The organism is Plantactinospora sp. CA-294935 (assembly GCF_050936445.1).
Taxonomy (GTDB): Bacteria; Actinomycetota; Actinomycetes; order Mycobacteriales; family Micromonosporaceae; genus Plantactinospora.
Genome location: NZ_JBNJMU010000001.1, coordinates 5,315,727 through 5,338,962, shown reverse-complemented (window position 1 = coordinate 5,338,962; position 23,236 = coordinate 5,315,727). Strand labels below are relative to the sequence as shown.

The 23,236-nt window shown below is 71.5% G+C and carries 25 protein-coding genes; 19 read left to right on the top strand and 6 right to left on the bottom strand.

What is annotated here, in order from left to right; translation table 11 throughout:
* Positions 1–48 precede the first annotated feature (48 nt).
* The 8 genes from mbhE (at position 49) to ACQEVC_RS23885 (ending at position 6,135) form a co-directional block, all read left to right on the top strand.
* A complete protein-coding gene (mbhE, locus tag ACQEVC_RS23920) occupies positions 49–2,073 on the top strand; it encodes a hydrogen gas-evolving membrane-bound hydrogenase subunit E (protein WP_432891667.1) in 2,025 nt (674 codons plus the stop codon).
* On the top strand, positions 2,070–2,588 hold the full coding sequence (locus tag ACQEVC_RS23915) for an MnhB domain-containing protein (protein ID WP_432881312.1): 519 nt from the start codon (positions 2,070–2,072) through the stop codon (positions 2,586–2,588). Before mbhE ends, ACQEVC_RS23915 begins: the two co-directional genes overlap by 4 nt.
* Positions 2,585–2,962: a sodium:proton antiporter gene (locus tag ACQEVC_RS23910; RefSeq protein WP_432881309.1), complete on the top strand. Its 378-nt coding sequence runs from the start codon at positions 2,585–2,587 to the stop codon at positions 2,960–2,962. Before ACQEVC_RS23915 ends, ACQEVC_RS23910 begins: the two co-directional genes overlap by 4 nt.
* Positions 2,959–4,500, top strand: a complete 1,542-nt coding sequence (locus ACQEVC_RS23905) for a Na+/H+ antiporter subunit D (protein ID WP_432881306.1) — start codon at positions 2,959–2,961, stop codon at positions 4,498–4,500. Before ACQEVC_RS23910 ends, ACQEVC_RS23905 begins: the two co-directional genes overlap by 4 nt.
* Positions 4,497–5,039 carry a Na+/H+ antiporter subunit E gene (locus ACQEVC_RS23900; RefSeq protein WP_432881303.1) on the top strand — a complete coding sequence of 181 codons (543 nt, stop codon included), beginning with the start codon at positions 4,497–4,499 and terminating at the stop codon, positions 5,037–5,039. Before ACQEVC_RS23905 ends, ACQEVC_RS23900 begins: the two co-directional genes overlap by 4 nt.
* On the top strand, positions 5,032–5,286 hold the full coding sequence (locus ACQEVC_RS23895) for a monovalent cation/H+ antiporter complex subunit F (protein WP_432881301.1): 255 nt from the start codon (positions 5,032–5,034) through the stop codon (positions 5,284–5,286). Before ACQEVC_RS23900 ends, ACQEVC_RS23895 begins: the two co-directional genes overlap by 8 nt.
* Positions 5,286–5,657 carry a cation:proton antiporter gene (locus ACQEVC_RS23890; RefSeq protein ID WP_432881298.1) on the top strand — a complete coding sequence of 124 codons (372 nt, stop codon included), beginning with the start codon at positions 5,286–5,288 and terminating at the stop codon, positions 5,655–5,657. The genes ACQEVC_RS23895 and ACQEVC_RS23890 overlap by 1 nt, the downstream gene beginning before the upstream one ends.
* A 73-nt stretch (positions 5,658–5,730) precedes the next feature.
* On the top strand, positions 5,731–6,135 hold the full coding sequence (locus ACQEVC_RS23885) for a phage holin family protein (protein WP_432881296.1): 405 nt from the start codon (positions 5,731–5,733) through the stop codon (positions 6,133–6,135).
* Between the two features lie 25 nt (positions 6,136–6,160).
* Here ACQEVC_RS23885 and ACQEVC_RS23880 read toward each other — a convergent pair whose 3' ends face one another.
* The 5 genes from ACQEVC_RS23880 to ccsA all read right to left on the bottom strand — a co-directional run bounded on the left by ACQEVC_RS23880 (position 6,161) and on the right by ccsA (position 11,033).
* Positions 6,161–7,087, bottom strand: a complete 927-nt coding sequence (locus ACQEVC_RS23880; RefSeq protein ID WP_432881293.1) for a cytochrome c-type biogenesis protein CcmH — start codon at positions 7,085–7,087, stop codon at positions 6,161–6,163.
* Entirely contained in the window at positions 7,084–7,584 is a 501-nt protein-coding gene (locus ACQEVC_RS23875) for a TlpA family protein disulfide reductase (RefSeq protein WP_432881291.1), read from the bottom strand. The genes ACQEVC_RS23880 and ACQEVC_RS23875 overlap by 4 nt, the downstream gene beginning before the upstream one ends.
* A gap of 74 nt (positions 7,585–7,658) precedes the next feature.
* Positions 7,659–9,680 (bottom strand): heme lyase CcmF/NrfE family subunit, encoded by a 2,022-nt coding sequence (locus tag ACQEVC_RS23870; RefSeq protein ID WP_432881289.1) that lies wholly within the window; start codon positions 9,678–9,680, stop codon positions 7,659–7,661.
* Positions 9,677–10,084 carry a cytochrome c maturation protein CcmE gene (locus ACQEVC_RS23865; protein WP_432881286.1) on the bottom strand — a complete coding sequence of 136 codons (408 nt, stop codon included), beginning with the start codon at positions 10,082–10,084 and terminating at the stop codon, positions 9,677–9,679. Before ACQEVC_RS23865 ends, ACQEVC_RS23870 begins: the two co-directional genes overlap by 4 nt.
* A 157-nt stretch (positions 10,085–10,241) precedes the next feature.
* On the bottom strand, positions 10,242–11,033 hold the full coding sequence (gene ccsA, locus ACQEVC_RS23860; RefSeq protein WP_432881284.1) for a cytochrome c biogenesis protein CcsA: 792 nt from the start codon (positions 11,031–11,033) through the stop codon (positions 10,242–10,244).
* Between the two features lie 122 nt (positions 11,034–11,155).
* Between ccsA and coxB the strand changes: the two genes are divergently transcribed.
* The 9 genes from coxB to qcrB all read left to right on the top strand — a co-directional run bounded on the left by coxB (position 11,156) and on the right by qcrB (position 20,060).
* On the top strand, positions 11,156–12,169 hold the full coding sequence (gene coxB, locus ACQEVC_RS23855; protein WP_432881281.1) for a cytochrome c oxidase subunit II: 1,014 nt from the start codon (positions 11,156–11,158) through the stop codon (positions 12,167–12,169).
* Between the two features lie 12 nt (positions 12,170–12,181).
* A complete protein-coding gene (ctaD, locus tag ACQEVC_RS23850) occupies positions 12,182–14,107 on the top strand; it encodes a cytochrome c oxidase subunit I (protein WP_432881278.1) in 1,926 nt (641 codons plus the stop codon).
* Positions 14,104–14,724, top strand: a complete 621-nt coding sequence (locus ACQEVC_RS23845; RefSeq protein ID WP_432881276.1) for a cytochrome c oxidase subunit 3 — start codon at positions 14,104–14,106, stop codon at positions 14,722–14,724. Before ctaD ends, ACQEVC_RS23845 begins: the two co-directional genes overlap by 4 nt.
* Positions 14,724–15,122, top strand: coding sequence for a hypothetical protein (locus ACQEVC_RS23840; protein ID WP_432881273.1), 399 nt, complete (start codon positions 14,724–14,726; stop codon positions 15,120–15,122). The genes ACQEVC_RS23845 and ACQEVC_RS23840 overlap by 1 nt, the downstream gene beginning before the upstream one ends.
* Entirely contained in the window at positions 15,110–16,081 is a 972-nt protein-coding gene (locus tag ACQEVC_RS23835) for a cytochrome c oxidase assembly protein (RefSeq protein WP_432881270.1), read from the top strand. The genes ACQEVC_RS23840 and ACQEVC_RS23835 overlap by 13 nt, the downstream gene beginning before the upstream one ends.
* Positions 16,078–16,473, top strand: a complete 396-nt coding sequence (locus ACQEVC_RS23830) for a c-type cytochrome (RefSeq protein ID WP_432881268.1) — start codon at positions 16,078–16,080, stop codon at positions 16,471–16,473. Before ACQEVC_RS23835 ends, ACQEVC_RS23830 begins: the two co-directional genes overlap by 4 nt.
* A gap of 131 nt (positions 16,474–16,604) precedes the next feature.
* Positions 16,605–17,393 (top strand): cytochrome bc1 complex diheme cytochrome c subunit, encoded by a 789-nt coding sequence (gene qcrC / locus ACQEVC_RS23825; RefSeq protein ID WP_432881266.1) that lies wholly within the window; start codon positions 16,605–16,607, stop codon positions 17,391–17,393.
* Between the two features lie 31 nt (positions 17,394–17,424).
* Positions 17,425–18,282, top strand: coding sequence for a ubiquinol-cytochrome c reductase iron-sulfur subunit (locus ACQEVC_RS23820; RefSeq protein WP_432881264.1), 858 nt, complete (start codon positions 17,425–17,427; stop codon positions 18,280–18,282).
* A complete protein-coding gene (gene qcrB / locus ACQEVC_RS23815; protein ID WP_432881261.1) occupies positions 18,279–20,060 on the top strand; it encodes a cytochrome bc1 complex cytochrome b subunit in 1,782 nt (593 codons plus the stop codon). The genes ACQEVC_RS23820 and qcrB overlap by 4 nt, the downstream gene beginning before the upstream one ends.
* A gap of 243 nt (positions 20,061–20,303) precedes the next feature.
* Here the strand turns inward: qcrB and ACQEVC_RS23810 are convergent, their stop codons facing one another.
* Entirely contained in the window at positions 20,304–20,543 is a 240-nt protein-coding gene (locus ACQEVC_RS23810; RefSeq protein WP_432881259.1) for a hypothetical protein, read from the bottom strand.
* Positions 20,544–20,781: 238 nt separating this feature from the next.
* On the opposite strand from ACQEVC_RS23810, the gene ACQEVC_RS23805 reads away from it, so the two are divergent.
* Entirely contained in the window at positions 20,782–21,234 is a 453-nt protein-coding gene (locus ACQEVC_RS23805) for a hypothetical protein (RefSeq protein WP_432881257.1), read from the top strand.
* Positions 21,227–22,981, top strand: coding sequence for a glycoside hydrolase family 15 protein (locus tag ACQEVC_RS23800; protein WP_432881254.1), 1,755 nt, complete (start codon positions 21,227–21,229; stop codon positions 22,979–22,981). The genes ACQEVC_RS23805 and ACQEVC_RS23800 overlap by 8 nt, the downstream gene beginning before the upstream one ends.
* Positions 22,982–23,236 lie beyond the last annotated feature (255 nt).

The window sequence follows — 23,236 nt, the reverse complement described above, 5'->3', positions numbered from 1 at the left end:
TATTTCGCCGGCCGACGAAACGGGCTGGGCCAGGTCAGCGCCGCGCTGGTGCTCTTCGCCGGGGCGATGCTGGCCCTCGTCATGGCCGATCACCTGCTTGCGCTGTACGTGGCGTGGGAGCTGACGACCGTCTGCTCGTTTCTGCTGATCGCCGACTCCGGTCGGCACCGTTCGGCGCGCCGCGCCGCCCTGCGTGCTCTACTGGTGACTAGCGGTTGCGGCTTTGTCATGCTGTTCGGCCTGATCCTCCTGGCACGCGCGGCGGGCGGATACCGGATCTCCGCACTGCTCGCAGCGCCGCCGCGAGGTCCCACGGTGTCGATCGCCGTCGTCCTGATCCTCGTTGGAGCAGTGGCCAAGTCCGCCCAGGTTCCGTTCCATCCCTGGCTGCCCGAGGCCATGGTGGCACCGACACCGGTCAGCGCCTACCTGCACGCCGCGGCGATGGTCAAAGCCGGGGTGTACCTCGTCGCCCGGCTGGCGCCCGGCTTCGCCGACGTTCCGACGTGGCGTCCGCTGATCCTCGGAGTGGGGTTGGCAACGATGCTGCTCGGCGGTACCCGCGCACTCGTCCAGACGGACCTCAAGCGACTGCTCGCCTTCGGCACCATCGCACAACTCGGTTTTATCCTCGTCCTGGTCGGGGCCGGCACCCGGACCGCCGCCCTGGCCGGCGCTACAGTCCTGCTCGCCCACGCGTTGTTCAAGTCGACGCTGTTCCTCGTGGTCGGGGTCGTCAACCACGGGGCGGGCACCCGGGATCTGCGCGAGCTGAGCGGAGTACGACACGCTTCACCCGGACTTGTGCTGGTGGCAGTCCTGGCCTGCCTTTCCATGGCGGGCCTGCCGCCGACGGTGGGATACCTCGGCAAGGAAGCCGCCTTCGACGCGTTCATCGGGCACGGTCTGGGCGGAGCATGGGTGCTGGTCGGTCTGCTCGTGGGGTCCACGCTGACGGTCGCCTACACCGTGCGTTTCCTCCAGGGCGTGTTCGCCGATCGCCCCGGCGTACCGGCCCGTCTGCGGCACGTGTCCCGCTGGTCGCTGACGACCACCTTTGCCTGCGCAGGAGCCGGGCTGGCCCTCGGCTGCCTGCCGGCCGCCGCCGGCGCGATCGGCGCCCGCTACGCGGAGGTCTACACCGGGTCGTCCGCGGACTACCGGCTCGCGTTGTGGCATGGCGTCGGGCTGCCGTTCGGACTTTCCCTTCTCACTCTCATCACGGGCGTGCTCCTGCACCTGCTGCGAAGGCCACTCACGCCTGCGGCGAGGTTCCTGCGGCCTCGCATCGTCGGCGCCTTGCTCGTTCAGGACCGACTCGTCACAGCCGTCATCACCGCCGCCCGGGTCCTGACGGCCCGCACACAGGTGGGGTCGCTGCCGAGATACCTCATCGTGATCATCACCGTCGTGGTGTTGGGTCCCGGCGCCGTGTTCCTGGCCGATGTCGGTCTTCCTCGCCAGATCCGTGCCTGGGACGCGCCTGAGCAGGCGGTACTCGGCGTCGGACTGGCCGCAGGCGTGCTGGCACTGCTTCTGGCCCGGCAGCGGCTCGTCGTGGTGCTGCTGCTCTCGGCCGTCGGCTACCTCGTCGCCGGGCTCTTCGTCGTGCACGGAGCGCCGGATCTCGCGCTGGCTCAGTTCCTGGTGGAGACGCTGACGTTGATCCTCTTTGTTCTGGTACTGCGGCGCATGCCCCCCAGGACGCGCCAGGCACGTACCCCGGCCCGTCTGCTGCGCGCCGGCGTCGCCTTGCTGCTCGGAGCGTTCATGGCCGGTGTCACCCTGGCGATGACCGCCGCTCGCGTGCCGTCCCGCGCGGCGTCGGGCTACTTCCGGGAGGCGCCGGAGGCGGGTGGCCCGAATGTCGTCAACGTGATTCTGACCGAGTTCCGGGCACTCGACACCCTCGGCGAGGTGACCGTGCTCGTGGTCGCGTCGACAGGGATCGCCGGGCTGGTGCTCGCGAGCCGAGGCAGGACCGGGCCCAGTCACTCCCGCACCGGCCCTGCTGGCGACGGAGACCCGGAACCGGCGAGCGGCCCTAGCAAGACCGTGGAGGGAACCAGATGAGCGCCGGCCAGCCCCGTTCCCGGCGGCTGCTCGCCGCCGACCGGCAGCGACCGGAGCAGCGCAGCGTGCTGCTCGAGGTCATCACCCGGATGGTGTACCCCAGTGTGCTGCTCGTGGCCGGTTACCTGCTGCTGGTCGGTCTGCACCGTCCCGGCGGCGGCTTCGCGGCCGGGCTTGTCGCCGGCCTCGGCCTGGTGCTGCGTCGCCTTGCCGGCGGTCCCGGCGAGGTCGACGCGGCAGCACCCGTCCCGGCCAAGGTCCTGCTCGGTGCCGGCCTGCTCACCTGTGCCGGCTACGGCGTAGCCGGCCTGCTGCTGACCGGCGAACTCCTCGCCGGCGCCGCCTGGACGGTCACCTTCGGCCCGGTAACGCACCTCGAGCTGACTACGTCGCTGCTCTTCGAGGCAGGAATCGCGTCGATCGTGATCGGTCTCGTGCTGGACGTGCTGCGCGGCCTCGGCGAGGACGACCGGAGCCGGTCCAGCGAGGGCCGGTCGGCGGAGGAAGCGCGGTGAGCCAGGGCAATCTCAGCCTCTCCCTGATCGTCGGGGCGCTCTTCGCCGGAGGGAGCTACCTCCTGCTGCAACGCGGACTGCTGCGGATCGTGGTCGGATTTGTGTTGCTCGGCCACGGGGCCAACCTCACCCTGCTGTTGTCCGGCGGCCCGGCGAAGCACGTTCCCGAGGCCGGCACCTCCACCCCGACGGACGCTTCGGATCCGCTACCGCAGGCGATGGCGCTCACCGCCGTGGTCATCACGTTCGCGGTCACCGCCCTCCTACTGGCGCTGACGGACCGGAGTGTGCGGCTCTACCGGGAGGACGGCGTGCAGGACGACGTCGAGGACCGGCGGCTGGGTGGCCGGCAGCCTGATGCGGAGTGGCCGTGAGCGGTGCCGTCCTGGTCTCGGCGCCCGTAGTGGTCCCGCTGCTCGCCGCCGGCGCCTCCGCCCTGCTGGCCGGCTTCCTGGTCGTGCAGCGGATCCTCGGGATCGGCGTGTTGGCGGTGGTACTGATCGACAGCGTCCTACTCCTGGTCCGGGTCGACGGCCTCGGCACCCAGTCGATCCAGGTCGGAGGATGGCAGCCGCCGCTCGGCATCACCCTGGTGGCGGACCGCTTCTCGGCACTGGTCCTCGTCGTCGCCGTCCTGGTGTGCCTGGTCGTGCTGGTCTTCGCAGTAGGGCAGGGCAGCGCCGAACGCCGCGTCGAAGACGTGCCCTCGGTGTTCCACCCGACCTACCTGGTCCTGCTCGCGGGAATCGCCCTGGTGCTGATCAGCGGGGACCTGTTCACCCTCTTCGTCGGATTCGAAGTGATGCTGATGGCGAGTTACGTCCTGATCATCCTGGGCGCGACCCGCGACAGGGTCCGGGCCGGTCTGACATACGTCGTCTCCAGCCTGACGGCCTCGATCCTGCTGCTCACCACGATCGGACTCGTCTACGCCGTCACCGGGACGGTCAACCTCGCCCAACTCAGCGCGGTCACGGCGGACCTGCCGCCCGGCACGCGTGGCCTGCTGGCGCTGCTGTTGCTCGTCGCGCTGGGGATCAAGGCCGCCATGGTCCCGTTGCACTGGTGGTTACCGGACAGCTATCCGACCGCCGCCGCTCCGGTGACCGCCATCTTCGCGGCGCTACTCACGAAGGTGGCGGTCTATGCGATCATCCGGACGCAGACTCTCCTCTTCCCCCGGCAGGAGCCCTGGACGCTGCTCCTGGTGATCGCCGCGCTGACGATGCTGGTCGGCGTGCTCGGGGCACTGGTCCAGGACGACCTCAACCGGATCCTGTCCTTCACGCTCGTCTCGCACGTCGGGTTCATGCTCTTCGGGCTCGCTATCTTCTCGGTGGCCGGGCTGGCCGGTGCGGTGCTCTACCTCGTGCACCACATCACCGTGCAGACCGCGCTCTTCCTGGTCAGCGGCCTGATCGAACGGGAGCGGCAGAGCGTTTCCCTGGCCCGGCTCGGTGGACTCGCCGCGACGGCGCCGGTGGTCGCGGCCCTGTTCCTCATTCCGGCGTTCAGCCTCGGAGGTCTTCCGCCGTTCGCGGGGTTCGTCGGAAAACTCGCGCTGCTGCAGGCAGCCGTGGCGCAGGCCGGTCCGGCGGTACTCGCCACCGCGGCCGTCGCCCTGCTCACCAGCCTGCTCACGCTCTCCGCGCTGATGCGGATCTGGCTGCGGGTCTTCTGGAGCCGGTCGGCCGCCCCCGTCGACGCCGGCGGAGCGACGGCGGCCGGCTCCCCGGGTGGCCGTCTGCCCGGTCGGGTCATGCGGTTCGCCGCGCTGACCGCGGTCCTGAGTGGGTTGGCGGTCGCGGCGACCGCCGGGCCGCTGGCGGCCCTGAGCCAGCGGGCGGCAGCCGACCTACTGGACCGGGACGGCTACCGCGGCGCGGTGCTCGGCCACCGGGAGGTGGAGTGAACGGCGTCCTGGAGCGGCTGGCCCTCGCCGTCTGGCTGGCTCTGCTCTGGCTGCTGCTCTGGGGGTCGAGCAGTCTGCTGGCAATCGGCTCGGCGCTTCTGGTCGGCCCGCTGTGCCTCGCCGCCGGTCGGCTGCCCGCACTACCGGTGGTGGCGCGTCCACGGTGGCGTCGGCTGCCGATGTCGCTGGTCCGGTTCGCGACGGACGTCCTGGCTTCGTCGGTCCAGGTGGCCTGGGCGACGCTGGCCCACGGGCCGCGGACCCGATCGGCGGTGCTGGCGGTGCCGGTGGGCCGCCCGTCGGCCACCGCGTTGACCGTGGTGGTCAACCGGCTCTCTCTCGAGCCCGGAACGCTGGTGCTCGGCGTCGTCCCCGAGGCCGGAGAGATCTACGTCTTCGTCCTCGACGTACGCGGTGGCGAGGGACTGGAACGGGCTCGCCGCCACGCCTGCCGGGCGGCCCACGACGTGCTGAGAACGCTCGGCGAGGACATCCCGGAGAGTCAGGAGTCCGGATCGGAAGGGAGCGATCGTGCGTAGTGCCCTCGTCGTCACCGCCGGCTTGCTGGCGGTGGCCGGCTTCCTAACCCTGGTACGGCTGTTCCGTGGACCGACCCTGCACGACCGGCTGGTCGCCCTCGACACCCTGGTCGTCGTGGTGATCAGCGGGATAGCTGTCGAGGCCGCGCTGCGCGATGCCGCTGCCAACGTGATCCTGCTTGTGGTGGTGGCCCTGGTCGGTTTTCTCAGCACGGTGTCGGTCCTGCGGTTCACCGAGGGGGCGTGATGGGCCCGCTGACCCTGGCCGGTGAGGTACTGGCGGCGGTGGCCCTCGTGACGGGCGGGGTACTGGCGGTCCTGGCCGGGCTGGGTCTGGCCCGGCTGCCGGACGCGACCGCCCGGCTGCAGGCGGCGACGAAACCACAGGTGCCCGGTCTGGCGCTGATCTGTGTCGGGGTCGCCCCGCAGATCGCTGGCGGCGAGATGTTCGCCCTCGTCCTGGTGGTGTTGTTCCAGTTGGTGTCCGCGCCGGTGGTGGCACAACTCGTCGGGCGTTCGGCCTACCGATCCGGTGTCGGGCGTGACACGTTGCTCGTTGACGAACTCCGGGACCGGACGAGCGGGTGGGACGGCGTCGACCGGACACCCGAGGGGTGACCGGTCGAGCGCTGGCTGGGCTGGGCATGAACACCTGCTGCCGGGGTAGCCCCGGGGGCAAGGAGGTGAGGGCGTGTATCAGGCGGACGGGCCGGGCGAGGCGGTTGACCGGACGGCGTCACCCGGTGATCGACTCGTCCGGGATATCCGGGAGTTGGCCGTCCAGGAGGCGGCGCGGTTCCGGGGTGACCTGGCGGAGTCGCTGCGCCGGGCCGGAGTGGGCGCCGTGCTGCTGGCCGGGGCGGGTGTCGCCGTCGTGCTGGGGCTCGGATCGGCATCCGCCGCCGTGCTGTCGCTGGCGGAGTCGGATCGGACACCGCGGCGGGCGGCGCTGCTGCTGGCCGCCGGATACCTGGGCACCGGTGTGCTCCTCACCGTCGTCGGGCTCACCCGGCTGAGCGCGGCCGGTGGCCGGACGAGCCGGCTCAGCGCCGAGCTACGCAACCTCCTGGCGGCGGTACGGACCGCCCGCCGGTAGTGCCTGTCTCGTGGATCTCGATGGTTCAGCCGCTACCGAGCAGTCGGCGGATTTCGGCTGCGGCGGGATGGTCCGGCGCCCGGGTGAGGAAGCGGCGCAGCGTCACGCTCGCGCTGTCCGGATCGGTCACGCGCTGGGCGAGTCCCAGGATCAGCAGGCCGTCCGGGCTGTCGGGGCGGTGGGCCAGGACCGCTCTGGCCAGGCGTGCCGCCTCGCCGGGCTGTTCGAGTCGGATCAGTGTGAAGGCCAGCCGCAATCGGATCTCGTCGGCCGGTCGCTGGTCCAGCACCGTCCGATAGATCTCGGCCGCTGTCGCGTAGTGCCCCTGTGTCTCCAACGACTGGGCCAGCGTCACCTGATCGGTAACAGGGTCGGCGGGAACGGGGCTCGGCGGAGCGGGGTGGGGCGCCGCCAGGGCGACGGCGCCGACCACGGCGAGGACCAGGGCGGCGCCGAGGTGCCAGAGCCGGTCAGCGGTGACGCTGGTGACACCGTGCCGGAGTCGATGGCCGGCGCGAGCGCGCCGGGACGGATTCGGACGCCCGGTGCCGGTGGTACCGGCGCGGGCACGCTGACGGGCGGCCCGAACGGCCGGTACCAGGGCCAGCGCCAAGCCCAGTACCGGCGTGCTCCACAACAGCAGCCCCCAGCCCCGTACCGGCGGCGCGGCCAGCACCTCCGACCCGTAGCGGTCGACCAGATACGAGCGGATCTCGTCCGGACCACGGCCCTGACGGAGCTGGGTGCTGATCACCTCGCGCATCGCGGCGGCGATCGGCGAGCGCGAGTCCGCCACCGACTCGCCCTGACAGGTTGGGCAGCGCAGTTCGGCGGCGAGTCGCCGGGCCGGATCACCGTCGCCGGTCGGTGTCACGGAGCGCCAGACGCCGAGCAGCGCGGCGACGACGAGAACGGTCAGGCCGATGGTGGCGGCGAATCGACGGGGAGTCATGACTCCAACAGCGGCGTCAGCCGCTCGTCGAGCCACCTGGTGGTGACCGGCCCGGTCATCCGGTCGGCGATCCGTCCGGAGCGGTCCAGCAGGAACGTCTCCGGTACCCCGCGTATCCCCCAGTCCACCGCCGTAACGCCGGCCGGATCGGGCAGCACGGGCAGGTCCCGGGCACCCGTCCGGTCGAGCAGCGCGCGGATAGCCACCTCGCTGTCCCTGACGGCGAGGCCCACCATCCGCAGGTCCCGCCCGGACCACCGGCGTCCCGCGTCGATCAGCAGCGGCAGTTCGTCCTGGCACGGGCCGCACCAGGACGCGAAGACGTTGACCAGCACCACCTGTCCCCGCAGCCCGGCGAGGTCGAACGGGGCACCGGCCAGGGTCCGTCCGGCCAGTGACGGTGCGACCGCACCCGCGCCGCCCGGCGCGACGGCCGGGCCACCGCCACGGGTGCCAGCCAGCCCGACCGCCCCGAGCACCGTCACCAGGCCGAGCACCAGCGTCAGGGGCGTCCGCCGCCGTCGGAGGCGGAATAGCGAGAACGCCGGTCGTCGCCGATGAACAAACGCGATCACGGCACCTCCCCCGGGCCGTCCGGTACCGCCACGCCGGAACGGCTGACCGCCGCCGGCGGCCCCGACCGGTCGCGGCCGGCACGACTTCCGGAGACGGATCGGCTGCGCCCGAACGGGCGGGCCAGGGCGAGCAGCCCGCCGAGAACGCACAGCGATCCGCCGGCCCAAATCAGGGCGACCATCGGGTTGACCGCCAGCCGGACGGTGGCGGACCGGCCGTCGGCCGAGACCGCCAGCAGGGTGGTGTAGGTGTCCCGCAGTGGTCCCGACCGAATGGCCGGGAGACTAACAGTGGTGTCGTGATGCGGGTGGTATGTCAGCTCCGGTACCAGCGTCCCGTCGGGGCGGTCTACCGCTCCGAGCGTCAGCCGGACCCGGACCGCCATTCCGGCGTCCGTGCGGACCCGGTCAACCGCGGTCAGCCGTACCGTGGCACCCGGCACCCGCAGCGCCTCACCGACCGCGAGTTGCCGTTGCGCCGCGACGGTGTAGGTGGAGGAGGCGGCGACACCGACGGCGACGAGCGCGACTCCGAGATGGGCCGTCGTGCCGCCGAGCCGCGCCCACCGGATGCTCCGGCGACCGTTGTCGGGTGACCGGCGGCACAGTCCGGCCACGGTGGCGGCCAGCGAGAAGCCGGCACAGCCGAAGGCGGCCAGGGCCATCGGCCCGGGACGGCTCGACAAGCCGGTCACCGCGATGGTGGCCAGTCCGACGGCGACCGGACCGACCGCGCGGCGGGCGGTCTCACCCGGTGACGTGCCGCTCGACGGCAACAGGGCGGCCAGCCCCATCAGGACCAGTACGCCGATCGCCAGCGGCACCGCCGTGCGGTGGTAATAGACCGGACCCACCGCGAGTGCGGTGCCGGAGACGGCCTCCGCCACCGCCGGCAGGACGGTGCCGACCAGCACCACGGCGGCGACGGTGGTCAGCAGGATCCGGTTGCCGACCAGGGCGGTGGCCCGGGACAGCGGCGGCGACGCAGGTGACGCGACCTGGGAGCCGCCACCGCCCCCGGGCCCGCCCCGCCAGCCGACCAGGACCACCGTGCCGATCGACACCAGAAGAAGGAAACCGAGGAGCAGGGGGCCGAGCGGCGACTCGGTGAAGGCGTGCACGCTGGCTACCACCCCGGACCGGGTGAGAAAGGTGCCGACCAGGACGAGCAGGAAGCTGGCGCAGGCCAGCGCAACCGACCAGCCGGCCCGGGACGCACCACGACGGGTGAACACCGTGTGTAGGAAGGCGGTGGCGGTCAACCAGGGCAATAGTGAGGCGTTTTCCACCGGGTCCCAGGCCCAGTAGCCGCCCCAGCCGAGGACCGCGTACGACCACCAGGCGCCGAGTGCGATGCCGGCGGTGAGCAGCGCCCAGGCGGCCAGCGCCCACGGCCGGGCCGCACTGATCCAGCGCCGTCCCGCATCCCCGACCAGCAGCCCGGCGAGGGCGTAGCCGAACGGCACCACGAGCCCGACGTAGCCGGCATACAGCAGTGGTGGATGCAGCCCCATCGCCGGATGCTCGCGCAGCAGCGGGTTGGGGCCCGGCCCGTCGGCCGGCACCGGCTCGACCGGATGGAAGGGGTTGGCTGCGAAGTACGACAGGGCGAAGAAGAAGACCGCGACGAGGCTGACCACGGCCATCGCCCAGTGGTGCAGTCGGCGGTCCCCGGCCGGCGCGGTCCGGGCGAGCAGGCCGGCGTAGCCGGCGAGGATCAGCAACCAGAGCAACAGCGAACCGTCCAGCGCCGACCACAGACTGGTGACCGAGTAGTACAGCGGCACCTGCCGGCCGCCGTTGTCGGCGACGAACCGGACGCTGAAGTCGGGCCGCAGCAACGCCCACTCCAGGGCGCCGCAGGCGACGGCGGCTGCCAGCAGACCGGCACCGCTGGCGGCCCGGGCCGGTCGGAGCGGCGCGTCCGGGTTCAGCGCGAGGCGTAGCCAGAGCAGGGTCGCCGCGACCGAGGCGGCGAGGCCGGCGCCGAGTGCCCAGCTGCCGAGCTGGCTGGTCACCGCGCCGTCCCGGACGGTGGCGGTGACGGTGGGCGGTAGTCGTTGCCGTGCTTGACGAGCACCTGCTCGGCGTAGAAGACGCCGTCGGATCCCAGGACACCTTCCACAACGGCCTCCTGGCCGGCGCGGAAGGTGTCCGGCGGCACACCGGTCTGCCGTACGGTGATCTCGTGGCCGTCCGCGGCGAGCCGGAACACGGTCTGGCCGCCGTCCTGCTCGACAGAGCCGGGTACGACAGCGCCACCCAGCCGGGTCCGGGTGGTCCGGTCGTCCGGATCGCCGGCCAACTCAGTCGGAGTCCGGTAGTAGCTGAGCGTGCCTTGGAGACCGGCGTGCACCAGCAGTGCGGTGCCGGCGAGGACCACCACGGCCAGGGCAAGGCGGGCGCGGCCCGGTCGGCTCATCGCCGGGTCGCGGCCGGTGGTGAGGCGGCAGCAGGATACGGCGCGGCGCCGGCGCGGGATGTCGGGGTTGTCCGGGGACGGAAACCGCTCCACCGGACCGCCCAGGCGGTCGCGGCGGCGGTCAGGACGAGCCCGGTGCACACCGCCAGCCAGCCGTTCACCGCGCCTCCAGAAGCTCCGGTGTCGCCGCCGGAGCCGGACGGGCGACGGTGCGCTCGACGGCGTCCAGCCGGCGCAGGAAGATCCACATCGCGGTGGCGGTGAACGCGGCGACGCTCAGCAACAGCGCGGCCGCCATCAGCGGGTCGATCGGAGGACGTTCCGGGGCGAGGATCGTCGCGGGCTGGTGCAGGGACCGCCACCAGACGACGGAGAAGTGCACCAGCGGCACCAGCGCGAAGCTGGCCATTCCGACCAGCGCGGCGACCCGGGCGGCCCGGTGCGCGATCCGGATCTCACCGCCTCCGTCGGCCAGATCGAGGGCACGCCGCAGCGCCAGGTAGCCGGCGTAGACGACGAGCAGCAGGGCGGTGCTGACCAGCCGCGGATCCCAGGCCCACCAGGCACCCCAGACCGCCCGTCCCCAGAGCGCGCCGAGGCTGATGGTCAGCCCGGTCAGCCCGACGCCGAGTTCCGCGGCGACCCGCGCGCACCGATCCCAGCGCAGGTCGCGGGTGGCGAGGTAGCCGAGACTGGCGGCGAGGACCGCAGCGAACGCCAGGTAGGCGGTCCAGGCGGCCGGCACGTGCAGGTACATCAGTCGTTGGGCGTCGCCCTGGAGCGCGTCGGGTGGTGCGATCAGCAGGCCGGTCGCGGTGGCGGCGGCGGCCAGGCCGGCAGCCAGCCAGCCCAGGCTCCGCCGGTCGCCGCCCGCACGCCGTCCGCTGGTCAGCGGCGTACGAAGAGCGGCGGCCTGGTCGTTCTCGGATCTCGGTCTAGGAAGGCCCACGGTGTTGATGATGCAGGAGTGAGAGGAGATTACTGGTTTGAATCCCCAAACGAGCTAATAATCTCCTTTGTCTGGTTAGCCTGGTTCGACGGACCGGACGAGCGAGAGGTGGTGACGCGGTGGTGAGCGGGCACCGGGCGGGCCACCGACGGCGCCGCCTCGTTCTGCTCGCCGGCTCCGGGCTCGTGTTGCTGGCGTCGGGCTGCGCCGCCGGCGCGCCCTCCACATTGGATCCGGCCGGGACGGGTGCCCGGCGGGTGGAGGGCTTCTGGTGGCTGCTGTTCTGGATATCGGTCGCAGTGTTCGCCGAGGTCATGGCGCTGCTGGCCTGGGCACTGGTGTTTCGCCGCCGGCCGGACCGCCGGATCAACCACTCCGATCCGATCCGGTTTGTCGTCGTCGCCGGCGCCGGCCTGCCCTTCGTGGTGCTGGTGGCGGTCTTCGGAGTCGGCCTGCGAGACCTGGCCGCGCTGGGAAAGCCGGACAGACCACCGGCGGCCACGATCGAGGTGACCGGACACAAGTGGTGGTGGGAGGTGCGCTACCCGGGGGTTGACGGGGCGACCGCGAACGAGATCCACATCCCCGTGGGCGAACCGGTGCTGGTCCGGCTGCGCACCGTCGATGTCCTGCACAGCTTCTGGGTGCCGCAACTGATGCCCAAGACCGACCTCATCGCCGGCAAGGTACGGGAGACCTGGCTGCACGCCCAGCGGCCGGGCGAGTACCGCGGCCAGTGCGCCGAGTACTGCGGCCTGCAGCACGCACACATGGCGTTCCTGGTGGTGGCCCACCCCCGGGCCGAATTCGACGCCTGGCTGGGCCGGCTCGCCGCGCCGGCCCCGGTACCGGACAGCGACGCCGAGCGCCGCGGCCAGGAGGCCTTCCTCCAGAATGCCTGCGTCGCCTGCCACACCGTCCGGGGTACCGCCGCCGACGGCACCGTCGGACCGGACCTTTCCACGATCGGCTCCCGGTGGAGCCTCGGCGCGGGCGCGGTGCCGAACGACGGCGGACACCTGGGCGGCTGGATCGCCAACTCCCAGACGATCAAGCCGGGCAACGCCATGCCGCCGCAGCCGGTCGACGCGGCGGCCCTGCCCGACCTCATCGCCTACCTGCGATCACTGCGGTAGGAGCCGGATGCCATGTCGTCCAGCACCGCACAGCACGACGCCGCGGCCCAGGCGCGCGAGTCGCTGGCCCGACACTGGGCGGAGCCGGCGACGCTGCGCGCCTGGTTGACGACCGTGGACCATAAAAAGATCGGGCGTCGGTATCTGGTCACCGCGGCGGTGTTCTTCGCGTTCGCCGGGATCAGCGCGCTCGCCATGCGGACCCAACTGGCCGGGCCGGAGGCGCAACTGCTGTCGCCAGGCGAGTACAACCAGTTGTTCAGCATGCACGGCACGGCGATGATCTTCCTGTTCTCGACGCCGATGCTGTTCGGGTTCGGCAACTTCCTGATGCCGCTGATGCTCGGCACCCGAGACATGGCCTTTCCCCGGCTGAACGCCTTCAGCTACTGGGTGTTCCTGTTCGCCGGGCTGTTCATGTGGGCGAGCGTGCCGGCCGGCGCCGCGCCGAACGGCGGCTGGTTCGCCTACGTGCCGCTGACCGACGAGCGGAACACCCCCGGCCTGCACCTGGACGTCTACACCCTCGGCCTGCTCTTCCTCGGCATCTCCACCACGGCCGGCGCGATCAACTTCATCGTCACCGCGCTGAAACTGCGCGCTCCCGGAATGTCACTGAACCGGGTGCCAATCTTCGTCTGGGCGATCGTCGCCACCTCCTTCATGATCATCTTTGCGTTGCCAGTGCTGAACCTGGACAACGCCCTGCTCTTCCTCGACCGCCGCTTCGACACCCGCTTCTTCGAACCGGAGCGGGGCGGGAACGTCCTACTCTGGCAGCACCTGTTCTGGATCTTCGGCCATCCGGACGTCTACATCATCGTGATGCCCGCCCTCGGCATCGTCTCAGCGGTACTGCCGGTCTTCTGCCGGCGCGGCATCGTCGGCTACCCGCTGATCGTGTTCTCGATCGTCGCCATCGCGATCATCTCGTTCGGCGTGTGGGTGCACCACATGTTCGCCACCGGCCTGCCACAGCTGTCGTACGGCTTCTTCAGCGCCGCCAGCACCATCATCACCATTCCCTCCGGACTACAGATCTTCGCCTGGCTGGCCACCATGCTGCTCGGTCGCATCGTGCTGAGCGTGCCGTTCCTGTTTGTCCTCGGCTTCCTCGTCACCTTCGTCATCGGCGGCTTCACCGGCGTGATGTTCGCGTTCACCGCCTTCGACCAACAGACCACCGACAGCTACTTCGTGGTGGCGCACTTCCACTACGTCCTGTTCGGCGGGGCGGTCTTCCCCATCCTCGCCGGGATCTACTACTGGCTGCCCAAGATGACCGGCCGGATGTTCAGCGAACCGCTCGGCCGGTGGGCGTTCTGGCTGGTCTTCGTCGGCATGAACCTCACCTTCTTCCCGATGCACCTGTCCGGGCTGCTCGGCATGCCCCGGCGGGTCTACACCTACCCCGGCGATCTCGGCTGGGACCCGTGGAACCTGGCCGCCACCATCGGGGCGTACCTGCTGGGGGTCGGGCTGCTGCTGGTGGCACTCGGCGTGGTGCACGCGCTGCGCCGCGGCCGACCGGCGCCGGACGACCCGTGGGACGGCGACAGCCTGGAGTGGACCACCAGCTCGCCGCCGCCGGCGTACAACTTCCCGGTCCTACCCCGGGTCCACAGCCTGCATCCGGCCTGGGACCCCCGGACCGCCGAGTCGACCGGCGCGGGCGCGACCGAGGACCGGATCCTGGCCGACGGCCACCAGGCCGTGTTCACCAGTGAATTCGACGGCCACTACGAGCGGGCGGTGGAGATGCCGGAGTCGACGTTGCGACCGCTGGTGACCGCCGTCGGTCTGCTGGTCGTCTTCGTCGGTCTGCTCTTCGCCTGGTACTGGGTCGCCGCCGCCGGCGGTCTCCTCGTCGCCGGCACGCTGGCCGCCTGGCTCTGGCCGCCCCGGCGCACGCCGGAAGAGGCGGGGGTGCCGGCATGACCACCCGGAACATGCACCTAGCCCTCGGCCCGCACGGGCTCGCCACCGAGGAGCCGGTCGGCCGGTCGACCGCGTGGTGGGGGGTGATGCTCTTCATCACCACCGAGAGCACCCTCTTCGCCGCCCTGTTCGGCAGCTACTTCTACCTGCGCTTTCAGCACGGGGCACCATGGCCGCCGGACGGGATCGCGGAGCCGGAACTGTTCCTGCCGCTGATCATGACCGGGGTGCTGGTGCCCAGCAGCCTGCCGTTGCTCTGGGCCGAGGCCGGCATCCGGCGCGGTCGCCGCTGGCAACTGCGGGCCGGCCTGCTCGCCACCCTGGTCATGGGTGGCACGTTCCTCGGCCTGCAGGGTATGGAGTACTCCGAGATCCTGCGGGAGTACACCTTCACCAGCAACGCGTACGGGTCGTTGTTCTACACGACCACCACCTTCCACGGTGCACACGTCACGATCGGCCTGCTCATGGTCGGCTGGCTGTTGATCGCGTCGCTGCAGGGCAGTTTCGGTGCCCGACGACACGAACGGGTCCGGATCGTCGCCTACTACTGGCACTTCGTCGACGTGGTCTGGGTGGCGATTCTCTTCACTGTCTACCTCTCGCCGAGGCTGTGATGACCGAGCGACTGTCGCCCCGTACCGCCCTGTCCGGCGGGCTGCTGCTCTGGTTCGCCGTACTCGGCGGCGTGCTCTCCTGGACCGTGCACTCGTTGGCCGCCTGGAGCATCGACGAACTCACCTGCGAGGCCGGGCACGACGACCTGGCCGGGTTTCCGCTGACCGGCGCGATCGCCCTGACCGTGCTCGTCCCGGCGGCCGGTGCTGCGGCCGCGCTCGCCCTCTCGGTCCTCGCCTGGCGGCGCACCCGGGCCGACCTGCCGGCCGGCGGCGAGCGGTCGGTGGGCCGGGCGCACCTGCTCGCCTTCGTCGGGCTCTGGCTCAACCTGCTGGCGCTGTCCATGATCATACTCGGCGGCGTGGCCGCCCTGGTACTGCCGCCATGCCAGCGGTGACCGGTTGGCCCGCCCCGGACACGCCGCTGGCCCACGGCGGCGCGGCGGAGCAGGCGTGGACGAACCTGGGGCTGGTCACTGTGCTCGCGCTGGTCAGCGCCGGGTACGGCCGCGGGGTGCACGAGTTGTGGAGCCGGCGCGGCCCCGGCGTGGTCGTCGCCCGGTGGCGCGTCGGGGCCTTCGTCCTCGGCATCGGTGCGCTGCTGACCGCCTCGACCGGGCCGATCCACGAGGTGGCCGAGCGCTCCTTCGCCGGACACATGGCGCAGCACATGGTGCTGCTGGTGGTGGCCGGCCCGGCGCTGGGCGCCGCGGCGGTCGGGCTGCCCCTGGCGCTGGCCGCGCCCCGGCGGCTGCGTCGGTACTGGGCCCGGTGGCGGGCCTCGACCGTCGGCACGTGGCTGCGCCGACCCGGCAGCCTTACCGTGCTGGCCGGCGTCCTGCACGGCGCCGCGCTCTGGGGCTGGCACCTGCCCACCCCCTACCGCCTGGCGACCGAGAACGGGTTTGTCCACCTGGTGGAGCACGCCTCGTTCGTCGTGGCGGCGGCGCTGCTCTGGTCGGTGGTGCTCGGCACCGGCCGACACCGGGTCGAAGCCCCGGTCGCCGTGCTGCTACTGGTCGCCACGATGCTGGTGGCTTCCGCCCTTGGTGCAGCCCTCACCCTCGCGCCGGTTGCCGTCTATCCGGTCGGCGCCCTGGCGCCCAGAGGTGGGGATCCGCTCGTCGACCAGCAGCTCGCCGGCCTGCTGATGTGGATTCCGATGGATGTGGTTGTGCTGGTGGCGGCGGCGGTGGTGTTCCTGCGCTGGTTCACCGGCCTGGACCGGGTCTCGCCACGCACCACCGGACTGTCACCCGGTGACCGGTTCGATGGGGCCGGGCCGGAGCCGGCCGGTCGGGGCGGAACGACCGACGGGCCGCCGGTGGGTCCGGCGGTCGGGAGGGAGACTCGATGAACCGGAACCTTCCGGGATGGTCCCGGTCACCGTTGCTGGTGGTGCTCACTGCGGTAGCCGTCCTGGCCGCGTGCGCCCGGGTGCCGCCGCCACCGCCGCCGGAACTGCGTGAGGGACATCCCGACCGGGGGGCACGCCTCATCCAGCAGTACGGCTGCGGCGGCTGCCACGCCGTGCCCGGAGTGGATCGGGCGGACGGGCTGGTGGGGCCCCCGCTGGACCGGTTCGGCTCCCGGTCGTACATCGCCGGCGCGTTACCGAACAACGCGGAAAACCTGATGCGGTGGATCCAGGACCCACAGTCGGTGGAACCGGGTACCGCGATGCCCGACCTCGGGGTCAGCGAGACCGATGCCCGGGACATCACCGCGTACCTGTTCACCCTGGAGTGAGGCGAGCACGGGTGAGTTGGCAAACGACAACAGCACCGGGGCCCGTCGCGGGCGGTGCGGGCGGCCTACCTACCCGGGTGCCCGGCCCTGCTTCGCCACCCGGCCGCCGGCTGCCCGGCCGACGCCGCCTCGTGATCGCGACCGTGCTGGGCCTCGCCGCCGGGCCGGTGCCACTGCCCGGACACGCGGCGCCGGCCCCCACCCCGACACCCGGCGCCACCCAGACCTCCGCCGGCGCGGCGTCACCGGGCCCGACCAGCGCTGCGTCGGCGGACCCGGTGGCCGCCCGGGGCGCCGATCTCTATCTGCGTAGCTGCGCGAGCTGCCACGGCCCGGCCGGGCAGGGCAGCCAGCGCGGACCGGCCCTGGTCGGCGTCGGCCCGGCGTCAGTGGACTTCCAGCTCAGCACCGGCCGGATGCCGATCGAGAAGGAGGCGGCCCAGCCGCCACACCGGCGGCCCGCCTTCTCCGCTGAGGAGATCCGAGCCATCGTCGTCCACGTCGGCAGCTTCGGCGGGGGTGGCCCGGAGATACCGTCCGTGGCCCCCGGCGACCTGCGTGACGGCCGCGAGCTGTACCTCGCCACCTGCGCCGCCTGCCACTCCGCCACCGGAATCGGTGCGACCCTGACCAACGGGTTCGTCGCCCCGTCGCTGGACCGGTCCAGCCCGATCCAGGTGGCCGAGGCGGTCCGGGTCGGCCCCGGGCTGATGCCCGCATTCCCGGAGAGTGTGCTCAGCCAGGAGCAGCTCAACGCCCTGGCCAGCTACGTACAGGAGTTGCGGGGCGACAAGCTGGACGAGGGCGGGGCGCCGTTGGGTCGCCTGGGTCCCACCACGGAGGGGCTGGTGGCCTGGGGGATCGGACTGGTGCTGCTGGTCCTGGTCGCCCGCTGGCTCAGTAGCAGGGCGGGCGAATGACGACCGAACGGGGACATCCGTGGTGAGCCGGGTGGACGGACCACGTCCCGGCGAGCGGACCGCGTCCCGGGTCATCGGCGTCGCGTTTGGCATCAGCACGCTCGGGGCGGCCGGCTTCGCCATCGTGTACGCCACCGGTGGGCAGACCCAGTTGGAGGGGCTCTGCCTGGCGGTCGCGTTCGCCGGGCTCGCCGCCGGACTCGGCGTGTGGTCCCGTCGGCTCCTGCCCACCGGCGGCTACGTCGAGGAGCACGAACCGTTCGACTCGCCCCCGGCGGAACGGCACCTCGCCGACGAGGCGCTGCTCGGACCGGAGAGCCCGGCCCGGCGTGGTGGTCTGCTGGCCATGCTCACGCTGGCCCTCGGTGCGTTGGGCGGGGCGGCGCTGTTTCCGCTGCGTTCGTTGCTGCCGTTCGACCGTGGCCGGCCGGTCCACGAGTTGCGGACCACGCCGTGGGCCGCCGGTGTCCGGCTGGTCCGCTCCGACGGCACTCCGGTACGGCCCGACGACGTGCCGGGCGGCACGATGCTGCCGGTCTTTCCTGAGGGGCACCGGAACCGGGGCGATGTGCCGGCCTTCGCCGTCCGGCTGGACCCGGCCCGGTTCACCGTGCCGCCACCGGGCGGGGACGTCGGCGGCATCGTCGTCTACTCCCTGCTCTGCACCCACGCCGGCTGCCCGGTCGCCGTCTACATCCAGGAGACCGCCCGGATGCTCTGCCCGTGCCACCAGTCGAACTTCAACCTGCTTGCCGGCGCCCGACCGATCGCCGGCCCGGCCGCCCGGCCGCTGCCCGGCCTGCCGATCACTGTGGACGCTGCCGGTTTCCTCACCGCCACCGGCGACTTCACCGCTCCGCCCGGGCCTGGATTCTGGAGCCTGAAGTGATCACCCGCTGGTTGCTCCGCCGGCTGGCCCGCACCGTCGACGACCGGCTGCGCACCGCGCCGGTGCTGCGCAAGGCGCTCACCAAGGTCTTCCCCGACCACTGGTCGTTCATGCTCGGGGAGATCGCCCTCTACTCGTTCGTCGTGCTGGTGCTGACCGGGATCTTCCTGACCCTGTTCTTCGAACCGAGCACCGCGGAGACGGTCTACACCGGCTCGTACGAGCCTCTGGACGGCTCCCGCACCTCCGCCGCGTACGCCTCGACGGTGCGGCTCAGCTTCGACATCCGGGCCGGCCTGCTGATGCGGCAGACTCACCACTGGGCCGCGCTGCTCTTCGTCGGCGCGATCGTGCTTCACCTGCTGCGGATCTTCTTCACCGGGGCCTTCCGCAAACCCCGCGAAATCAACTGGGTCATCGGGGTCACCATGTTGGCCCTCGCCCTGTTCAACGGCTTCACCGGATACTCCATCCCGGACGACCTGCTCTCCGGCACCGGCCTGCGGATCCTCTACTCGGTGACTCAGTCGATCCCGCTGCTGGGCGAGTGGCTGGTATTCCTCGCCTTCGGCGGAGAGTTCCCGACCGAGCAGATGGTGCCGCGGATGTTCGTCGCCCACGTGCTGCTCGTCCCCGCCGTGCTGACCGCGCTGATCGCCGCACACCTCGGCATCCTGATCCGGCAGAAGCACAGCCAGTTCCCCGGTCCGGGACGGACCGAGAACAACGTGGTGGGTTCGCGGTTCTGGCCCAGCTACACCCTCCGTACCCTCGCGTTGTTCGCCTGGGTCCTCGCGGTGACCTTCGCCCTCGGCGGCCTGGCCCAGATCAACCCCGTCTGGATCTACGGACCGTTCGAGCCGGCCCAGGTGACCTCACCCGCCCAACCCGACTGGTACATCGCCTGGGGCGACGGGGTGCTGCGACTCTTTCCAGCCGTCGAGTTCCGGGTCTTCGGGCATCTCGTCCCGTCGCCGTTCCTTCCCGGGGTGCTGTTCGGCGGCCTCACCTTCCTCGGCCTCTACCTCTGGCCGTTCCTCGAACGCCGGCACTGTGGCGCCCGGCTGTCGCACCAACTCCTCGACCCGCCCCGCGACCACCCGGCCCGGCTCGGCGTCGGCGTCGGCGTACTGGCCCTCTTCACCGTGCTGCTCGCTGCGGCCGCCGACGACATCATCGCCAAGATCCTGAAGGTTCCCGTGCTGGACGTGCTCTCGATCCTGCGGGTGCTCGCGCTGGCGCTGCCAGTGCCCGTCGGTGTGGTGGCGTATCTGGTCGCCCGGGCGCTGCCGGCCGCCGGTGATCGAGAGCGCGGCGAGCTGAGCCGAGCGGGCGTGCCGCAGGTGCGGCGCTCGGGCGGGGTGGGAAGTCGGACGGACAAGGCGGCAACCTGCGAGAAGCTGAGGTCGCCCCCGGAAACAGCGCAGTCCGCTGGAGACGCTGGTCTCGATGACGAGACACGACCGGCCGAGACGGTCGGCGGGGGCGCCCGGATCGAACTGTGGCAGGAACAGTCCGGCGTCTGGCGGTGGCGATTCCGCGACGGGAAGATATCGCTCGTCGGCAACCAGACCCACCTGTCCAGGCCCGAGGCGGAGCAGGCGGCGGAAACAGCCTACGGGAACCTGCCGATGCTGCAGGTGAAAGCGCCCGGTCGACTGGTCACCGCAGCAATCGGGGCAGCGGACCGGGCAGGACGCGCGGTAGGTCGTACTGGCGGATTTCTAGCCCTGGCAGTCTTCTCCTACTGGCGAAACCGCCGCTCCCGAGGTGGCTGACCTCGACTGACCGCCTCCGCGTCGATCTCCAGGACGTCGCGGCGCTGTTGCTAAGATTTCGCGTCGCAGATTCTTCTGATAAATGGGCGTAAGCTGCCGAAAAACCTCCCTGGCGCAGCGGTGCGGGCTGTCGAAATCGAGGATCGGGCGGATCGGGCGGGATCGCCACCCTGGCCGTCCGCCGTGGATGATGGCACGGCCTGCAAGGAGGTTGCGGTCGGATCGGGCGTCCACCGGGCAGCGTCAACCGTTCTCGCGCTGCAAGCGCGCGGTCAGCATCCGCTTGCCCTGCTCGCCTGCGGTCTTGCTGTTCTCCCGGACCTTGCGGAACCACTCCGCCAGCTCGGCGTCGCCCTCCCGCTCCGCGTCTTCGATGTAGTTGTCCATCCGCCAACTGTTTTCCAGTGACATCTGCAGCACCGTGACCAGGTTGTAGTTCTTGTCCTTGACCGGGCTCTCCGGCATGCTCCACCTCCAGATCAACGCATGGCTGTTTCCCCGATACCCTCCGCCGCTCCAGGTATGCCCCAGACCGGAAAGGCCGGACACACGGACGCCGGCGCCCCGAGAGTCCGCATGGATCGCGGACCGGGGCCGGCGGCGGGTTGACGGCAGCACTCCCGGAACGAGGCGAGTACGCGGGTGTCGGATGAGCCTCGGGCGGGTATGCGGCGCGTCCGTGAACTGTGCCGGAGGTGGCTGAGCTGTGCCGGAGGTGGCGATGTCCTGGCTCGCACCGGATTCGCGGCGCCTCGGCGCGACACGAGGCAATGTGGCCCTGCTGTTCGTCACCGCGTTCGTCGCATTTCGCGCTGACCGCACCGTGGCGGAACTCGCCCCGTTCGACTTCGTCGCTCCGGTCGGTGTCAGCGTGATCGTCGGGCGGACCGCCACCGCATTCGCCACCGCAGCGGCGACGCTGGTGACTATGCTGCTCGTGCACCAGGCCACCGCCCGGACGCGACCGCATCCACTGCTCGACCGGCCGGTCGAGCGGTTGATCGACGACCGGCGGCAGACCCGAGGTGCGTTCTCCGTCGCCGACTGGACCAACCCCGTAACCGGGGAACCGCTGGCATCCGCCCTGAATGCGACCGAGCACCCGGATCCGGACCGACCCGCAGGCTCGAAGCGGGCGCAGTTGGACTGGCTCCGTCGGGGACCTTGTGTCTGACCGACGCCCCCACGCCCCGTACGTCCTCCGCGAGTACGCGCTGCTGGCTGACGGGTACCGCGGCGCGCTGGTCGACCCCGGAGGCGAGATCTGCTGGCTATGCTTCCCCAACTGGGAGAGTCCCAGCGTCTTCGGCAGCCTCATCGGCGCGGCCGGCCGGTACACCGTCGCCCCGTCCGACCCGCGCCATGTCTGGGGCGGCTACTACGAACCCGGCTCACTGATCTGGAACAGCCGGTGGATCACCGCCGCCGGCGCGATCGAGTCCCGTGAGGCGCTGGCGCTCCCCGGCGACCGGCACCGTATGGTGCTGCTCCGCCGGATCCGGGCGATGGATCACGAGGCGGAGGTGTCGATCCGGTTGGAAACGGCTGCGGACTTCGGCCAGGCCGGGCTGCGCGACCTGTGCCGGGAAGGCGACAGCTGGCTGGGGCGCAGCGGCGACCTCCACCTGCGGTGCAGCGGCGATATGCCGCTTGAGCCGGACCGGGACCGGACCCTGGTCGCCATCGTCCCGGTCCGACCCGGAGGCCGGCACGACCTGGTACTGGAGATCTCCACCAGCCCCTTCCGTGAACCGGCACCAGATGCGGACGCCGCGTGGCGCACCACCGAGCAGGCGTGGCGTGAGCATTCCGTCGACCCGCGCGCCGGTGTGGCCGAGCGGGACGCCCGGTTCGCCCACGCGGTCCTGGTCGGGATGAGCCAGCCCGGCGGCGGCACGGTCGCGGCGGCGACCACGTCGCTACCGGAGCGTGCCCACGCCGGCCGCAACTACGACTACCGCTACGCCTGGATCCGCGACCAGTGCTACATCGGGCTGGCGGCGGCCGCCGCCGGAGCCGACAAACTGCTCGACAACACCGTCGCCTTCGTCCGGGCCCGGCTGCTCGACGACGGTCCGACGATGGCCCCCGCCTACACGACCAGCGGCGGGGGTATACCCGACCAGCAGACGCTGGCCCGCCTGCCCGGCTACCCCGGTGCCGAGGTGCGGATCGGCAACCAGGTACGCGGCCAGTTCCAACTCGACGCCTACGGCGAAGCGCTCCTGCTGCTCGCCGCCGGCAGGCAACGTCTCGACCCGCTGACCTGGCGCGCCGTCGAGATCGCCGCCGACACCATCGAGCGGCGCTGGCGGGAACCGGACTCCGGCATCTGGGAACTGGCGGCCCGACAGTGGACCCACTCGAAGCTGACCTGCGTCGCCGGCCTACGGGCGGTATCCCGAATAGCACCCGCCAGCCAGGCCGGTCGCTGGGCCAGCCTCGCCGACCACATCCTCGCCGACGCCGGGCAGCGCGGCCTGCACCCCTGCGGACGCTGGCAGCGGGGCTACGACGATCCCCGAGTGGACGCCGCGCTGCTGCTGCCCGCGATCCGCGGTGCCCTGGACCCCTGGGACCCCCGCAGCGCCGCGACCCGCGACGCCGTACTCCGCGAACTGGCCGATGACGGCTACCTGTACCGTTTTCGGCCCGACGAGCGACCGCTCGGCGACGCCGAAGGCGCCTTCCTGCTGTGTGGTTTCCTCGCCGCCCTCGCCACCCGACAGGCAGGACAGCCCGTCGCCGCACGCGCCTGGTTCGAACGCAACCGCGCCGGCTGCGGCCCACCGGGCCTCTACACCGAGGAATACGACGTACAGCAACGGCAGCTACGTGGCAACCTGCCCCAGGCGTTCGTCCACGCGCTGCTGCTCGAGGCAGCGGTAACGCTCACCGAGGACGGCCCCGAGGGGCGTTGACCCGGCGCACCGCAGCAGCTCCGCCACACGGACGTCGGGTTCGCCACGGAGTCCCAGCACCGGCGCGTCGCAACGGTATCCGAACGGAGAGTCCGGTCGCCGCGCTCCCAGAGCCCGCCCACCGGACAGCAGGCTGTCGGGGACCTGCGGTCTGGCATAGGCCCGGCACTCGTGTGGCCCGCTGGCGCGCGGAGCGTCGTGGTGTTGCGGACATCAGGTACGCCGTCATAACCACAGCCTCCGGTGGTACCTGCG

Coding starts and splice junctions, on each gene's coding strand:
- ACQEVC_RS23890 (WP_432881298.1), top strand. CDS start 5,286: ATGGGCCCGCTGACCCTGGCCGGTGAGGTACTGGCGGCGGTGGCCCTC.
- ACQEVC_RS23830 (WP_432881268.1), top strand. CDS start 16,078: ATGAACCGGAACCTTCCGGGATGGTCCCGGTCACCGTTGCTGGTGGTG.
- ACQEVC_RS23865 (WP_432881286.1), bottom strand. CDS start 10,084: ATGAGCCGACCGGGCCGCGCCCGCCTTGCCCTGGCCGTGGTGGTCCTC.
- ACQEVC_RS23840 (WP_432881273.1), top strand. CDS start 14,724: ATGACCGAGCGACTGTCGCCCCGTACCGCCCTGTCCGGCGGGCTGCTG.
- ACQEVC_RS23880 (WP_432881293.1), bottom strand. CDS start 7,087: ATGACTCCCCGTCGATTCGCCGCCACCATCGGCCTGACCGTTCTCGTC.
- ACQEVC_RS23845 (WP_432881276.1), top strand. CDS start 14,104: ATGACCACCCGGAACATGCACCTAGCCCTCGGCCCGCACGGGCTCGCC.
- ACQEVC_RS23915 (WP_432881312.1), top strand. CDS start 2,070: ATGAGCGCCGGCCAGCCCCGTTCCCGGCGGCTGCTCGCCGCCGACCGG.
- ACQEVC_RS23805 (WP_432881257.1), top strand. CDS start 20,782: ATGTCCTGGCTCGCACCGGATTCGCGGCGCCTCGGCGCGACACGAGGC.
- ctaD (WP_432881278.1), top strand. CDS start 12,182: ATGTCGTCCAGCACCGCACAGCACGACGCCGCGGCCCAGGCGCGCGAG.
- ACQEVC_RS23835 (WP_432881270.1), top strand. CDS start 15,110: ATGCCAGCGGTGACCGGTTGGCCCGCCCCGGACACGCCGCTGGCCCAC.